Raw genomic sequence first — 14,876 nt, forward strand, 5'->3', positions numbered from 1 at the left:
CCGTCTCACGTGTGCGCCGTCCGTACTGTCGTCCACAACGACCCGTCGGTGCTGTCCGTGCGTGGCGCGGGCGGAGCGGACCAGAGGGCCGCGTCGACGTCCGCACCCGATCGGACTCCGGGCGCACCTTTATGCAATCCATTCTGCGGGATCGCGAAGAGGCGCGCGGCCAGGAGCAACCGCCGGTGGCGCGCTACGCACGCTACCTCCTCTTAAGCCTCGGGCACACATGCAAGGTCCGATTCGCGGACAAGCCCGCGTCCTCGCGACGCGCCGGGGGGCGCTGGAGAGGGCCGGGTGGGGCACTATGTCGAGTGTGGCACCCCTTCGGTCGTCCGACGACGGCTCGGGACCGGCCAGGCGGGCCGGCCGGGCTCTGGGGCGTGCCCTGCACCTGCCGTTCACCGGTACGGCCCGGGGAATCCGGCGGGCCACGCACGCGCACGGGGCGGGTGAGTCGGGCCTCGGCAAGCTGATCGAGTTGCACGCCATCAACGGCGCCGGCGACATGATGATCACGGTGGCGCTGGCCTCCACGGTGTTCTTCTCCGTCCCCACGGACGAGGCACGCGGCCGGGTGGCCCTGTACCTGGCGATCACGATGGCGCCCTTCACCCTGCTGGCCCCGGTGATCGGTCCGCTCCTGGACCGGCTCCCGCACGGCCGCCGGGCCTCGATGGCGGCCGCGATGCTGGCCCGGGCGCTGCTGGCGCTGATGATGTCGGGCGCGGTGGCCACGGGCGGGCTCGAGCTGTATCCCGCCGCGCTGGGCGTACTGGTGGCGTCCAAGTCGTACGGGGTGGTGCGCAGCGCGGTGGTGCCCCGGCTGCTGCCGCCGAAATTCTCACTCGTCAAGGCGAACTCCCGGGTCACGCTGGCCGGCCTGCTGGCCACGGGCCTGGCCGCGCCGCTGGGCGCCGGGCTGAACGCGATCGGGCCGCAGTGGCCGCTGTACGGGGCCTGCCTGATCTTCGCGTGCGGCGCCTTCGCGGCGTTCACGCTGCCCCACAAGGTGGACGAGGCCAAGGGCGAGCGGCGCGCGCGGCTGTCCACGCACGAGGCGCACTCGAAGCGGCCGGGCCTGCGGACGGTCAGCCGGTCCGTGCTGTGCGGGCTGCTGGCGAACGCCGCGATGCGCGGGCTGTCCGGGTTCCTGATCTTCTTCCTGGCGTTCCTGCTGCGCGAGCATCCCCTGGCCGGGCAGAGCGCGGCCGTGTCGCTGGGCGTCGTGGGCGTGTCGGCGGGCGTGGGCAACGCCTGCGGCACGGCGGTGGGCGCGTGGCTGCGGGCCCGGGCGCCGGAGGCCATCATCGCGTCGGTGCTGTGCCTGACGCTGGGGGTGGCGGTGCTGGCGGCGGTGTTCTTCAGCGGGGTGTTCATGGCGGTGCTCGGCGCGACCGCGGGTTTCTGCCAGGCCCTGGCGAAGCTCTCGCTGGACGCGATGATCCAGCGGGACGTCCCGGAGGCGGTGCGCACCTCGGCCTTCGCCCGTTCGGAGACGCTGCTCCAAGTGGCGTGGGTGCTGGGCGGCGCGATCGGCATCGCCCTGCCGCTGAACGGCGTCCTGGGCATGTCGGTGGCCGCGGTCGTGGTCGCCCTGGGCACGACGATGGCCGTACGCGGCGTCCTGGCGGCCCCCCGCCACCAGCCGGGCACGTCCCGCCCCCGCGTGGCGTAGCCGCGCCCGCGCTCCAGCCCCGCCGGGCACAACCCAGCCCCGCCGGCGTTTGAGGCGCGGGGGCCCGGGGGCAGCGCCCCCGCCAACGGCGCCGCACCCGGCACCACACCCCGGCCCACGCCACACGGCAGAACCGGCGGACGCCACCCGGCGGACGCCACACCCCAGGCCAGCGGGACCCCGTGCGGCGGCGCGGCCCACCGGCCCGATAGCCTTCGGCTCATGACCGCACCGCTTTTCTCGGGTAGGGCCCGCCGCAGCGTCGCGGCCCTCGGAGCCGTGTCCGCCGGCCTCCTCCTCCTTTCGGCCTGCGACAAGCCGACTCCGCTGGCGACCGTGACGGTCGGCACCGCGTCGGTGTCGGCCGAAGCGTCCTGCCACGACGGCAAGGAACCGCTCTCCATGGACCAGGTCCAGGAGTGCCTCACCAACCTCAAGGACGCCAAGACCATCGACTACGCGCGCGGTGACACGCTGCGTCTCGGTGTCGATCCGGAGGTCGTCGAAGACGGCAAGCGGTGGTCGGCGGTCCTGGACGGCCAGCCGATCACCGAGCCCTCGGCGAACACCTACCGCAGCTTCCCGGGCGCCGACGTCTTCGCGACCGGCGGCCAGGGCGAGGCCCCGGCCTCGAAGAAGCTGGCGTTCCTCCAGACCGGCGAGGACGGCAAGCCGCTCGCCGTCTGGACCTTCAACCTCAAGCTCAAGTAACGGGCGAGCCCGGTGCGCGCGCTCGTCGTGACCGCGGTGGCGGCGGAGGCGGACTCCGTCACCACGGGTCTGACACCTCACCCGGACACCCCCGGTCCTGAGCCGCGCACGCTTCCCGGCGGCTACCTCGTCCACCGTCGGGACCTCCCGGGCATCGCCTTCGACGTGCTCGCCGGGGGCGTCGGGCCGGCGGCCGCCGCCGCGGGCACCGCCACCGCCCTGGCCCTCGGCGACTACTCGCTCGTCGTCTCCGCCGGCATCGGCGGCGGGTTCGCGCCCGCCGCCCCGCTCGGTTCCCTCGTGGTCGCCGACGCGATCGTCGCCGCCGACCTGGGCGCCGACACGCCCGAGGGCTTCATCGACGTGCAGAAACTCGGCTTCGGCCACAGCGTGCACCTGCCGCCCGCCGAACTCGCCGCCCGCGCCGCCGAGGCGACCGGGGCACTGCTCGCGCCCGTGCTGACCGTCTCCACCGTCACCGGCACCGCCGCCCGCGCCGCCGAGCTCAGCGCCCGCCACCCGTTGGCCGGGGCCGAGGCCATGGAGGGATTCGGGGTCGCGGAGGCGGCCGCCGCGCACGGGCTGCCCGTACTGGAGATCCGCGCCGTGTCCAACGCCGTGGGGCCGCGCGACCGCGCCGCCTGGCGGATCGGGGACGCGCTCGCCGCGCTCACCGAGGGCTTGCGCGTGCTGGGTCCCGTACTCGCGAACTGGGGAGAACGCCATGAGCACCGGTAACCACGAAGCGCATGATGCGCAGGAGCCTCGGGCACCGCTGAGGATCGCCTACTCGCCCTGCCCGAACGACACCTTCGTCTTCGACGCCTGGGCGCACGGCCGGGTCCCGGGGGCGCCCGAGCTCGACGTCACCTTCGCCGACATCGACCTCACCAACGGCATGGCCGAGCGCGGCGAACTGGACGTGCTGAAGGTCTCGTACGCCGTGCTGCCCTGGGTGCTGGAGGAGTACGCGCTGCTGCCCTGCGGCGGGGCGCTGGGGCGCGGCTGCGGTCCGCTGGTGCTCACCCGGGAGCCGGGCGTGTCCCTCGCCGGCAAGACGGTGGCCGTGCCGAGCGAACGCTCCACCGCCTACCTGCTGTTCCGGCTGTGGGCGGCGGACGTCCTGCCGGAGGGCGTCGGCACGGTGGTCGTGCTGCCGTTCCACGAGATCATGCCGGCGGTCCGGGACGGCCGGGTGGACGCGGGACTGGTCATCCACGAGGCCCGGTTCACCTATCAGGACTACGGGCTGCACTGCCTGGCCGACATGGGCGAGCACTGGGAGTCCACGACCGGCCTGCCGATCCCGCTCGGCGCGATCATCGCCAAGCGCTCGCTGGGCGAGCAGCGGCTGCGGGGGCTGGCCGAGGCGGCCCGTACGTCGGTGCGGATGGCCTGGGACGACCCGCAGGCCTCCCGCCCGTACGTCAGCGCCCACGCGCAGGAGCTGGACCCGGCCGTCGCCGACCAGCACATCGGGCTCTACGTGAACGAGTTCACCGCCGACCTCGGCGACAGCGGCTACGCGGCGGTGCGCGGGCTGCTGACGCGGGCCGCGGCCGAGGGTCTGGTACCGGCCATCGCGCCCGGCGCGCTCAGCTTCCCGTAGGCCGCCGGGACGCGCGAACACCGGCGCCCCGCCGCTCTTCCGAGTGGCGGGGCGCGGGTGTGCGCGGGCGGTCAGACGTCGAGCTGGTCGGCCACCGCACGCAGCAGACCGGCGATCTTCGTGCCGTGCACCTTGTCGGGGTAGCGGCCGCGCTCCAGCATCGGAGTGATGTTCTCCAGCAGGGTCGTCAGGTCCTGCACGATGGAGGCGAGCTCGTCGGGCTTGCGCCGCTGAGCCGCCGCGACGGACGGTGCCGGGTCCAGTACCGTCACCGAAAGTGCCTGGTCACCGCGCTGGCCGGCGACGACACCGAATTCGACTCGCTGGCCGGGCTTGAGGGAGTCGACCCCGGCAGGGAGCACCGACGAGTGGACGAAGACGTCACCGCCGTCGTCGCGGGAGAGAAAGCCGAAGCCCTTCTCACTGTTGAACCACTTGACCTTGCCGGTAGGCACGTCCGTCCTCTGTCCTTGTGCTCGTCGGGGGCCGGAGTACCGTGGAACGGCTCCGGACAACAGCGCAGCGGGCCATGTGTGACCCGCCACCTCAAGGCTAATGGTCAGGGGCCGGGTGACAAGACGTTCCCCGGTCCTTCACCGTCGGCTGCCTTCGGCCAGGAACTACCCTGGTCGGGTGACTGTTACTCCTGATTGCGACGAAGCGCGGCCCGGCGACGGGCTGGTCAAGGCCGGCGGCATCGTGTTCATCGCCGGGGCCGTGGCCACACTGGCGACCATGGCTCCGCTGTTCCTCGACACCGACCCCTTCCCGTCGTACGCGTGGGCCGTGTGCATGCTCATGGGCGTCGGCTTCGCCATCTCCGCGGCGGGCGTCCTCCGCTCGGCCGCGGCGCAGCGCAAGGCGGCCCGCGCCTCGCAGGCGTAGTCCGTCTCTTCCGGATCTTGCCGGGCCCGCGTCGTCCGGCACCGGCTTAACCGACAAGATCCGGAAGAGACGGCCTAGCCCTACGGGGTGCCCTGGGTCTCGTGGGCGCCCTGTGCATGCCGGGGCCCGGGCAGGGCGGCGACGTACTGCGCGAGCCACTGCGGCAGCGCGGTGAGGTCCGGCAGGACCACGTCCGCGCCCGCCGCGCTGAGTTCCGGCTCCGGGCACGGCCCGGTCGGCACCACCACCGACAGCGCACCGGCCGTACGGGCGCCGCGTACGTCGCCCACGTGGTCTCCGACGTAGACCTGCGCGCCGTACTCGCGCAGCGCACCGGCCTTGGCCTCCGCCCACAGCGAGCCGATGACCGCGTCCGCCTCGATGGCCAGGTGCTCCAGGTGCAGGCGGGCGTTGGGCTCGTGCTTGGCCGTGACGACGATCGCGCGGCCGCCGAGCGCCTGGACGGCCCGGATCGCCTCGCGGGCACCCGGCATGGCCGGGCTCGGCGCGATGGCGTGGGTGGGGTAGATCTCCCGGTACCGGTCGGCTACGGCCGGGATCTGGTCCTGCGGGAACCAGTGCGCGAGCTCCTGGTCCAGCGGCGGACCCAGCCGGCTGACCGCTGCGTCGGCGTCGATGAACGCACCCGTTTCCGCCGACAGCGCCAGGAAGGCGGCCTTGATGCCCGGACGCGAGTCGATGAGGGTCATGTCGAGGTCGAAACCGACGGTGAGATTCATATCCGCCATTGTGCCGAGGCCCGGGGCAGAGCCGGCCGTCGCACCCGGAGATCCTTCACATCCGTCCTCAACCTTTTCGGTGCGTCGGCACTCAGGACAGGGATGAGAGACACGATCGTGAAGGGGAGGGCGGATGCCACCAGGCACCGAGCACGACTTCGAGGCCTTTGCCCGGGCCAGTCAGCGCAAGCTGTACCGGACGGCGTACCTGCTGTGCGGGAACGCCGAGGGCGCCCGGGATCTGACCCAGACGACGCTCGCGAAGCTGTTCCAGCACTGGCGGCGGGTGTCCGCCGCCGATCATCCCGACGCGTACGCCAGAACCGTGCTGACCCGCACCTTCCTCGCCGAGCGACGACGGCGGCTGCGGGACCTCCTGGCCCACACGCACGCCGATCCGCCGCGGCTGCCCGAACACGCCGACCTGCGCGTCACCCTGCTCGCCGCCCTGGCCGCACTGCCGCCGCGGGCCCGGGCCATGGTCGTCCTGCGCTACTGGGAGGACCTGAGCGTGGATACGGTCGCCGGACTGCTGCGGTGCAGCGAAGGAACCGTGAAGAGCCAGTGCTCGCGCGCCCTGGCGAAGCTGCGCACGCAGCTCGGCGAGGCCCACCTGTACGCCACCGAGAACTGAGGAGACGCCATGGGTACCAACGAAGACCACGCGGACGCCGAGGCCGCGGTGCTGGTCCGTGACGCGATGGACCGTGCGACCGCGGAACTGCCCCCGGTGCCCGACCTGGTGGGCCCGGCCCGCGCCCAGGGCCGACGCCGCAAGACGCGCATCCGGGCGGCGATCGGCGGCGGGGTCCTGGCCGTCGCCGCCATCGCCGTGGCCGGGGCCATCGCGCCGCCGGTCGGCGGCAACAGCCCGGCGACGCCCACGGTGATCGAGCTGGGCGCGTCGCCGTCGGCCTCCGGACCGAAGCCGCCGGTCCACATCGAACCGACCCCGGGCGAATCGTCGATGGCCGACCTGCCGCCCGCCGAACGGGCTCGGCAGGAGAACTTCCAGAACCAGGCCGTCGGCGTGCTCCAGGATCTGCTGCCGCCGACGGTCGGCACCGTGCAGCGGACCGACCTCAACGTGCGGCAATACCGGGCCACCAAGGACGGCAAGACGTTCGTCGTCATCTTCTCGGTACGGCCGTCGGACGAGGCCCCCCAGCCCTGCCGCGAGATCAAGGGCCAGACCTGCAAGAAGGCCACCCTGCCCGGCGGCATCGATGCCAACGCGGCGACCATGCCGATGGACTCCGCGACGCTCACCGGGAGCCGGCTCTTCTTCCGCTACGGCAACAGCAACGTCCAGCTGTCCTTCAACCCGGACGTCGCCTCGAACACCTCGGCGCCCGTCACCAACGACCAGCTGCTGGAGCTCGCCAAGTCTCCCGCCTTCCTGGACCTGGTGAAGACAGCCGACAGCAACCCGCTGGAGAAGCCCCAGACGATCGTCCCGGGCGGCTGACGCGTCCGCACTTCCAGCCTCGCCGGCCTTCGAGGCGCGGCATCCAGCCCCGCCGGCGTTCGAGGCGCGGGGTCCGGGGCGGAGCCCCGGCAACGGCACCGCACCCCGCGCCCCACCGGCCGAGTGCCCCGGGCTACCGGCGGGCCCGCCACACCAGGTACAGCACCGACGCCAGCGCAGCGCCCCGCAGGACCCACGGCCCCATCCCGTGCAGCGCCCCGCTCAGCTGCTCGTCGGCCAGGCTCGCCCCCCACTTGCCGTTCATGCGGCCCCACAGCCACACCGCCGACCCCGCGAGGACGACGCCCGGCGGCCCGAAGACGGCCCACTTGCGCTCCGCCGGAGCCAGCACGCGCGACGCGTACGGCAGGAGCCAGCCCACGACGAGCACCAGCCAGTACCCGCTGACCACGCCCACGACGAGCACGGCCGCGGCCAGCAGCAGGAAGGCGTTCGGGCGCGGCCGGCGCGCCGGGGCCGCCGCCTCGGGGGCCGCGGCCGCCGCCTCCTTCTTCGCGCGCCGCCGCTCGCGCAGGAACCGTACGAGGGTCTTCCCGCGCGCCTCCTCAGCCCCGGCCGGGCCTGACCCGGGCTGCGACGGCGCGTCCTCGTCCTCCTCCGGCCCCGCCGTGAACCGCGGCTCCGGCATCTCGATGCCGCCCGCGAAGCCCTCCACCTGCGGCCCCGCCCCGTACGCCGCGGCGGAGACCCGCCACCAGTCCGGCTCGGCCCCACCGGACGGCCCGAGTTCGTCCAGCCCGGCCAGGTGCGGCGGCACGTTCTCCGGCCCCGCCGGCCCCCGCTGCGCCGGCACGGCCGGAACCACCGCACCCGCACGCCCACCCGCCGAGGCACCGGCACCGGCAGCCGCGGCGCTCGCCTTCCCCGCACGCCCCCCGTGCGTGTCCAGCACCTCCTCCGGCGTGCCGATGCGCTCCAGGATGCGCCGTACGGCAGCCGGGGTGTCCGGGTCGTACTTGGCGCGCCGACGGTCGATCTCGTCCCGTAGCCCCGCCACCAGCCGCATCCGGTCCCCGGAGGAAAGGTGCCGCTGCTGCGCCAAGTCCCCGACACGGCTCAGATATTCGTAGACCAGATGGTCGCTCTCGATCCCCACGCCCACGCTCCTCCCGTACGCCCCGAACCGAAGGTAGCGCGTGCGCCCGTGGAGCTGCTGCGGGCGCAGCGGATACCGTTGACCGGATGGGGACCGGCCGACTGACCGGCAGACTGACCGGCCGACGCGACCAGGAGGCGACCGTGCCCGAGCCAAGCACTGCGCGAGGATCCGCCGGATCCGCCGGATCCGCCGCACCCGGCACACCCGCCACACCCGGCACGTCCGGCACATCCGGCACGTCCACCGGCGCCGGCACCGGCACCGGCACCAGCGCCCCGCGCTCCCTCGCCGAGGCGCTGCGCGCCCGCGACGACGCGGCCCTGTCGGCGCTGCTGCACGCCCGCCCGGACCTGCTCAGCCCGGTGCCCGGCGACATCACCCAGTTGGCCACCCGCGCCGGGACCCGGGCCTCGGTGGTACGGGCGCTGGAGCGCCTGGACCGGTTCACGCTGCAGACGGCGGAGGCCCTCGCCGTGGCCCCGGACCCGTGCCCGTACCCCGTACTGGAGTCGCTGCTGACCGGCGGCGAGGACGAGCGGGCCCGCGCCGCCCTCCCCCGGGCCGTGGCCACCCTGCGCGACCAGGCCCTGGTGTGGGGCGACGAGGACCGGCTGCGTCTGGTCCGCACCGCCCGCGAGCTGCTCGCGCCCTCCGCCCAGCGGCCGTCCCCGACCGGCCTGGGGCCCACCGTCGCCGAGGCCACGGCCGGGATGTCACCGACCCGCGTCCAGGAGATCGTGGCGGCCGCCGGGCTGCCCGCCACCCATGACCCGGTGTCCGCGGTGACCGCGCTGACCGGGCTGTTCACCGACCCGGAGCGGATGTCGGCGCTGCTCGACGAGGCCCCGGCGGAGGCCCATCAGGTGCTGGGCCGGCTCGTGTGGGGGCCGCCGTACGGCGAGGTGACCCCGAACCCGACGCCGCCGGTGCGCTGGCTGCGCGACCGCGGGCTGCTGCTGCCCGCCACGGCGCGGACCGTCGTCCTGCCCCGCGAGGTGGCGCTGCACCTGCGCGGCGGCCTCGCGCACCGGGACACCGCGCCGGTGCCTCCGCCGGTGCCCGCGCACCGCGAACACCGTCCACAGGCTGTGGACGCGAACGCCGCCGGGCAGGCGCTGGCCGCGCTGTCCACCGTCGAGGAGCTGGTGAAGTCCTGGGAGCACGCCGGCCCGCCGGTGCTGCGTGCGGGCGGCCTGTCCGTACGGGACCTCAAGCGCGCCGCGGTCACGCTCGACGTGTCCGAGCCGCAGGCGGCGTTCTGGGTCGAGCTCGCCTACGCGGCCGGGCTGCTGGCCAGCGACGGGGAGGCGGACGAGCGGTACGCGCCCACCCCCGCCTTCGACGACTGGTGCGAACTGGCCCCGCCCGAGCGGTGGTCGGCGCTGGTGACCGCCTGGCTGCCCGCCACCCGCACGGCCGGTCTGGTCGGCGAGCAGGACTCCAAGGGGCGCACGCTCTCGGCGCTCGGCCCCGAACTCGACCGCTCCGCCGCCCCCGAAGTGCGCCGGCGCGTCCTCGAACTGCTCGCCGCCCTGCCCGAGGGCGCGGCCGCCGACCCGGACGCGGTCCTCGCCCGGCTCGCGTGGGAGCGTCCCGTCCGCGGTACGAGCGATCTGCGCGCCCGCCTCGCGCGCTGGACGCTGACCGAGGCCGAGGTGCTCGGCGTGACCGGCCGCGGCGCCCTGTCGGGGCCGGGCCGCGCGCTGCTCGCCCACCAGGACCCGGCGCCGCTGCTGGCCCCCCTCCTGCCCGAGCCGGTGGACCACGTCCTGCTCCAGGCCGACCTGACGGCGGTGGCCCCCGGCCCGCTGCGCCGCCCGCTCGGCGACACCCTGGCGGTGCTCGCGGACGTGGAGTCGAAGGGCGGGGCGACGGTGTACCGGTTCACGCCCGGTTCGGTCCGCCGGGCCCTGGACGCCGGCCACGCCGCCGCCGACCTGCACGCGTTCCTGAAGGAGCACAGCCGCACCCCCGTCCCGCAGCCCCTGACCTACCTGATCGACGACGTGGCCCGGCGCCACGGCCACCTGCGGGTCGGCGCCGCGTCCGCGTACGTGCGCTGCGACGACGACGCGATGCTGGGCGAGATCCTGGCCGACAAGCGCTCGGCGGGGCTGGGCCTGCGCCGCCTCGCCCCGACCGTCCTGGCCGCCCAGGCCGAACCCACCGCCCTCCTCGACGGGCTGCGGGCGATGGGCTACGCGCCCGCCGCGGAGTCCCGTACCGGCGACGTCCTGGTCTCCCGGGCCGACGCCCACCGCGCCCCGCCGCGCACGGCACCCGTACCGGTCCCGGACGGCCCCCCGGTCCCGGACGACACCCTCCTGGGGGCGGCCGTACGAGCCATCCGCGCGGGCGACGCGGCGGCGACGGCGGTCCGCAAGGAGCCGGCGTCGGCGTCGGCGACGGCGGCCGTCCCGGGCGAACTCCCGCGCACGAGCGCGGCGGAGACCCTGGCCACGGTCCAGGCGGCGGCCCTGACGGGCTCGGCGGTCTGGATCGGCTACGTCAACGCGGACGGCGCGGCCAGCCAGCGGGTCATCGCCCCGGTCCGCGTGGAGGGCGGCTTCGTAACGGGCTACGACCACACGGCGGACGAAGTCCGCACGTACGCCCTCCACCGCATCACGGGCGTGGCCGAACTCGCGGAGGACCACATATAGCCCGCCGGCGTTCGAGGCGCGGGGTCTGGGGCGGAGCCCCAGCAACGGCGCCGCTTATCCAGCCCCGCCGGCGTTTGAGGCGCGGGGTCTGGGGCGGAGCCCCAGCAACGGCGCCGCACCCGCACGGCACCCGCACCGCACCGGCACGGCATGGCATCCGCGCCCGAAAACCGGTCGCCAGCCGACCCCCCGGCGCCCCACCCTGGCCCCATGCAAGCCATGCAAGCCACGCAAGCCACGCACTCCATACCCGCCCGCCAGATCCGCGCCGCACACCCCCACCACGCTCACCGTCTACCAGGCCTACGCCCCCCGCCTAGGGGACCCCGCCGCGCGGGACGGACGCTTTCCGCCCGCCTGGAAGCGCGAGCGCATGACGTGGATCAAGCCCTCGTTCCTGTGGATGATGTACCGCTGCGGCTGGGCGACCAAGACCGACCAGGAGACCGTCCTGGCCATCGAGATCACCCGCGCGGGCTTCGACCAGGCCCTGCGCGAGGCCTGCCTCTCGCACTACGAGCCCGGCACCCACCCCGACCAGGCCGCCTGGAAGGCGTCCCTGCGCGAGGCGCCCGCCCGCGTCCAGTGGGACCCGGAGCGCGACCTGCACCTGAACCCGCTGCCCCACCGCTCGCTCCAGCTGGGCCTGTCCGGCCCCGCCTCCCGCGCGTACGCCGACGAGTGGACGGTGTCCATCCGAGACGTCACCCCGCTGGCCCGGGAGATCCACGGCCTGGTCCGCGCCGGCGAGCACGCGGCCGCGCACGCCTTGCTGCCGGTGGAAACCCCGTACCCCTCGGGGCCGTTGCCTCACCTCGGGGCGTAGTCGATCCGCTCGCCGTCGAAGGGCCACACCTCGCGCAGCCAGCGGCCCACGGCCTCGTACAGCGGCCCGTCCAGCGCGGCCCGGTCCGCCCGCACCCAGGAGCTCACCTGGACCCGGCCCGGCGTCTCGCGCGCCGGGTGGATGTACAGGCACCCGATGACGTCGCCGTCGCCGTCCCCCTCCAGCACGCTGTACGCGAAGGCGACCCGCTCCTCGAACTCGCGGGCGTGCCGGGCCAGGTCGGCCAGGTTGGCCTCGGCGGACATCCCGTCCACCGGCGGCCAGCCCCGCCCCACGAACCCGGGCGTCGCCCTGATGTGCGCGATGCTCCCGCTCCACGCGGCGAGGTCGCGCACGTTGTGCCGCTCCCCGAGCGCCTCCAGCCGGAAGCCGTCCGCGACGAAGGCGCGCGGCACCTCGAAGTCCTCGGGCACGAAACACTGCCGGTCCTCACTCATCCCCGGACCCTACGCACCCGGTCCGCGCACGGTCCCGGAGGCCCCGCGTCACAGAACCACCCCGCCCGCTCGGCGATGCGGCAGACTGGAGGTTTGGCCGCCCGCGCCCGGGTGGCCGTCTCACCGCCGGAAAGGGACGTGCGTGAACGGGCCTCTTATCGTCCAGAGCGACAAAACCCTCCTTCTCGAGGTCGACCACGAGCTCGCCGGAGCCGCGCGGCGCGCCATCGCCCCCTTCGCCGAGCTGGAGCGGGCTCCCGAGCACATCCACACCTACCGGATCACCCCGCTCGGCCTGTGGAACGCCCGGGCCGCGGGGCACGACGCCGAGCAGGTCGTCGACGCGCTCGTCGAGTTCTCCCGCTACCCGGTCCCGCACGCGCTGCTCGTCGACGTCGCCGAGACCATGGCGCGCTACGGCCGCCTCACCCTCTCCAAGCACCCGGTGCACGGGCTGGTACTGACCAGCACCGACCGCCCCGTGCTGGAGGAGATCCTGCGGTCCAAGCGGATCACGCCGCTGGTCGGGGCCCGGCTCGACCCCGACACCGTGGTCGTGCACCCCTCCGAGCGCGGGCAGATCAAGCAGACGCTGCTCAAGCTGGGCTGGCCGGCCGAGGACCTCGCCGGGTACGTGGACGGCGAGGCGCACCAGATCGACCTGGCCGAGAACGGCTGGGCGCTGCGGCCCTACCAGCAGCAGGCCGTCGAGGGGTTCTGGCACGGCGGGTCGGGTGTGGTCGTCCTGCCCTGCGGCGCCGGAAAGACGCTGGTCGGCGCCGGTGCCATGGCGATGGCCAAGGCGACGACGCTGATCCTGGTGACGAACACCGTCTCGGCGCGCCAGTGGAAGCACGAGCTGGTCAAGCGGACCTCGCTGACGGAGGAGGAGATCGGCGAGTACTCCGGCACCCGCAAGGAGATCCGCCCGGTCACGATCGCCACGTACCAGGTCCTCACCACCAAGCGGAAGGGCGTCTACCCGCACCTGGAGCTCTTCGACTCCCGCGACTGGGGCCTGATCGTCTACGACGAGGTGCACCTGCTGCCCGCGCCGGTCTTCAAGTTCACCGCCGACCTCCAGGCGCGGCGCCGCCTCGGGCTGACCGCGACCCTGGTGCGTGAGGACGGCCGCGAGTCGGACGTGTTCTCCCTCATCGGCCCGAAGCGGTTCGACGCTCCGTGGAAGGAGATCGAGGCGCAGGGCTACATCGCGCCGGCGGACTGCGTGGAGGTCCGCGTGAACCTCACCGAGTCGGAGCGGCTGGCGTACGCGACCGCCGAGACGGAGGAGAAGTACCGCTTCTGCGCGACGACGGCGACGAAGCGGAAGGTCACGGAGGCCCTGGTACGCAAGCACCGGGGCGAGCAGACCCTCGTCATCGGGCAGTACATCGACCAGCTCGACGAGCTCGGCGAGCACCTGGACGCCCCGGTCATCAAGGGCGAGACCTCCAACGCGCAGCGCGAGAAGCTCTTCAACGCCTTCCGCGAGGGCGAGATCAGCGTGCTCGTCGTGTCGAAGGTCGCGAACTTCTCCATCGACCTGCCGGAGGCCACGGTCGCCATCCAGGTGTCGGGCACCTTCGGCTCCCGGCAGGAGGAGGCCCAGCGGCTGGGCCGCGTGCTGCGTCCGAAGGCGGACGGCCACGAGGCGCGGTTCTACTCGGTCGTCGCGCGCGACACGATCGACCAGGACTTCGCGGCGCACCGCCAGCGCTTCCTCGCCGAACAGGGCTACGCCTACCGGATCATGGACGCGGACGAGCTGCTGGCCGCGGACTGACGCGGGACCGCGCCGCGGGCGGTGCCGCGGGCGGTGCCCCGGGCGGTGCCCCGGGCGATCAGGACCGCCAGCAGCGGGACGCACCAGACCCAGAGGGTCGGCCAGTCCAGCAGCAGGGCGTGGCCCGCTGCCGGGAGGTGGCGGGTCCAGAACTCGGCGGAGGCCTCCGGGAGCACGAGCAGGCCGAGCAGGGCGGTACCGGCGAAGGCGGCCAGCGCCGTCAGTCCGGCCCGGACGCGGCGGGTCAGCAGCAGGTACGCGGCGATCGCCGCCGGGCTCAGCGTGATCCCGGCGGCGACGCCCAGCGCGAAGCCCTTGCCGAGGGCGGACCGGGGACGGTCGAGGTCCCACAGGACCAGGCAGGCCAGGGTGATGTTGATCTGGGCGGGCAGCGGGGCCTGGAGCAGGGGCTCCAGCCACAGCCCGGCGATGGTCGCGGCCAGGACGGGACCGGGCCTGGGCGGGAGTCCCGCGAGACGGCAGGACAGTGTGATCAGCAGGGCGAGCAGGCCGGCGTTGCCGATGACGAGCACGGCCTTCAGCACGCCGGTCGGCAGCCAGGCGGCCGGCGTGAACAGGATCGCCGCGAAGGGCGGATAGGTGGCGGGCGGACGCCACTCGGCGGCGGAGAAGCCGTGAACCAGCGCGTCGGCCATAGGAATCCGCAGGGCGATGCACAGCACGCCCCACACGAGCAGCGAGCCCGTCACCAGCACACAGCTGAGAAACGACGGCGAACGCCTGGGCGCGGGACTCCGAGTCACGCGCGTGACCCTAGTGGATCATCACCCCCACCGCGCAGGTCCTATGGCGGTAGAAGTTCGGCCAACGGCCGTCGGTGGTCGTCGGTGGTCGTCGGTGGTCGACGGCGGTCGGCGGCGGTCGGCGGCAGGTCAGCGGGCAAGCGCCGCACGGTCAGCGGGCGCTCGACG

At 74.2% G+C, this 14,876-nt stretch carries 15 protein-coding genes; 10 read left to right on the forward strand and 5 right to left on the reverse strand.

Annotation, left to right across the window (positions count from 1 at the left end; all coding sequences use genetic code 11):
* The first annotated feature begins 307 nt into the window (after nt 1-307).
* The 4 genes from AC07DU_RS08085 (at nt 308) to AC07DU_RS08100 (ending at nt 3,998) form a co-directional block, all read left to right on the forward strand.
* Nucleotides 308-1,678, forward strand: a complete 1,371-nt coding sequence (locus tag AC07DU_RS08085; protein ID WP_360898619.1) for an MFS transporter — start codon at nt 308-310, stop codon at nt 1,676-1,678.
* A 222-nt stretch (nt 1,679-1,900) separates the two neighbouring features.
* Entirely contained in the window at nt 1,901-2,389 is a 489-nt protein-coding gene (locus AC07DU_RS08090; protein WP_360893951.1) for a DUF2771 domain-containing protein, read from the forward strand.
* 12 nt (nt 2,390-2,401) lie between these two features.
* Complete coding sequence (locus AC07DU_RS08095; RefSeq protein ID WP_360893954.1) at nt 2,402-3,127, forward strand: futalosine hydrolase; 726 nt, start codon at nt 2,402-2,404, stop codon at nt 3,125-3,127.
* The gene (locus AC07DU_RS08100) at nt 3,114-3,998 is read left to right on the forward strand and encodes a 1,4-dihydroxy-6-naphthoate synthase (RefSeq protein ID WP_479028921.1); all 885 of its coding nucleotides are present in this window, start codon (nt 3,114-3,116) and stop codon (nt 3,996-3,998) included. Before AC07DU_RS08095 ends, AC07DU_RS08100 begins: the two co-directional genes overlap by 14 nt.
* Nucleotides 3,999-4,069: 71 nt before the next feature.
* On the opposite strand, the gene AC07DU_RS08105 is transcribed toward AC07DU_RS08100, so the two are convergent.
* Nucleotides 4,070-4,453: a cold-shock protein gene (locus tag AC07DU_RS08105; protein ID WP_322975534.1), complete on the reverse strand. Its 384-nt coding sequence runs from the start codon at nt 4,451-4,453 to the stop codon at nt 4,070-4,072.
* A gap of 178 nt (nt 4,454-4,631) precedes the next feature.
* On the opposite strand from AC07DU_RS08105, the gene AC07DU_RS08110 reads away from it, so the two are divergent.
* A complete protein-coding gene (locus tag AC07DU_RS08110; RefSeq protein WP_361952903.1) occupies nt 4,632-4,883 on the forward strand; it encodes a hypothetical protein in 252 nt (83 codons plus the stop codon).
* An 80-nt stretch (nt 4,884-4,963) separates the two neighbouring features.
* On the opposite strand, the gene AC07DU_RS08115 is transcribed toward AC07DU_RS08110, so the two are convergent.
* Nucleotides 4,964-5,623 carry an HAD family hydrolase gene (locus AC07DU_RS08115; protein ID WP_479028924.1) on the reverse strand — a complete coding sequence of 220 codons (660 nt, stop codon included), beginning with the start codon at nt 5,621-5,623 and terminating at the stop codon, nt 4,964-4,966.
* A 133-nt stretch (nt 5,624-5,756) separates the two neighbouring features.
* On the opposite strand from AC07DU_RS08115, the gene AC07DU_RS08120 reads away from it, so the two are divergent.
* Together AC07DU_RS08120 and AC07DU_RS08125 are read left to right on the forward strand one after the other, a co-directional pair.
* Entirely contained in the window at nt 5,757-6,257 is a 501-nt protein-coding gene (locus AC07DU_RS08120; protein WP_479110269.1) for a SigE family RNA polymerase sigma factor, read from the forward strand.
* 9 nt (nt 6,258-6,266) lie between these two features.
* Complete coding sequence (locus AC07DU_RS08125; RefSeq protein ID WP_479028928.1) at nt 6,267-7,091, forward strand: hypothetical protein; 825 nt, start codon at nt 6,267-6,269, stop codon at nt 7,089-7,091.
* 133 nt (nt 7,092-7,224) lie between these two features.
* Here AC07DU_RS08125 and AC07DU_RS08130 read toward each other — a convergent pair whose 3' ends face one another.
* Nucleotides 7,225-8,208, reverse strand: a complete 984-nt coding sequence (locus AC07DU_RS08130; RefSeq protein WP_360893970.1) for a hypothetical protein — start codon at nt 8,206-8,208, stop codon at nt 7,225-7,227.
* A gap of 86 nt (nt 8,209-8,294) precedes the next feature.
* On the opposite strand from AC07DU_RS08130, the gene AC07DU_RS08135 reads away from it, so the two are divergent.
* On the forward strand, nt 8,295-10,874 hold the full coding sequence (locus AC07DU_RS08135; protein ID WP_479110271.1) for a helicase-associated domain-containing protein: 2,580 nt from the start codon (nt 8,295-8,297) through the stop codon (nt 10,872-10,874).
* Nucleotides 10,875-11,076: 202 nt separating this feature from the next.
* The gene (locus AC07DU_RS08140; protein ID WP_479110439.1) at nt 11,077-11,700 is read left to right on the forward strand and encodes a DUF4291 domain-containing protein; all 624 of its coding nucleotides are present in this window, start codon (nt 11,077-11,079) and stop codon (nt 11,698-11,700) included.
* Here the strand turns inward: AC07DU_RS08140 and AC07DU_RS08145 are convergent.
* Nucleotides 11,685-12,158 carry an N-acetyltransferase gene (locus AC07DU_RS08145; protein ID WP_479110273.1) on the reverse strand — a complete coding sequence of 158 codons (474 nt, stop codon included), beginning with the start codon at nt 12,156-12,158 and terminating at the stop codon, nt 11,685-11,687. The genes AC07DU_RS08140 and AC07DU_RS08145 overlap by 16 nt on opposite strands.
* A 142-nt stretch (nt 12,159-12,300) precedes the next feature.
* On the opposite strand from AC07DU_RS08145, the gene AC07DU_RS08150 reads away from it, so the two are divergent.
* Nucleotides 12,301-13,944: a DNA repair helicase XPB gene (locus tag AC07DU_RS08150; RefSeq protein ID WP_360893984.1), complete on the forward strand. Its 1,644-nt coding sequence runs from the start codon at nt 12,301-12,303 to the stop codon at nt 13,942-13,944.
* On the opposite strand, the gene AC07DU_RS08155 is transcribed toward AC07DU_RS08150, so the two are convergent.
* The gene (locus tag AC07DU_RS08155; RefSeq protein ID WP_479110276.1) at nt 13,902-14,708 is read right to left on the reverse strand and encodes a glycosyltransferase 87 family protein; all 807 of its coding nucleotides are present in this window, start codon (nt 14,706-14,708) and stop codon (nt 13,902-13,904) included. The two genes, AC07DU_RS08150 and AC07DU_RS08155, sit on opposite strands and share 43 nt — an antisense overlap.
* Between the last annotated feature and the right edge of the window lie 168 nt (nt 14,709-14,876).

The organism is Streptomyces sp. NPDC045695 (assembly GCF_056432025.1).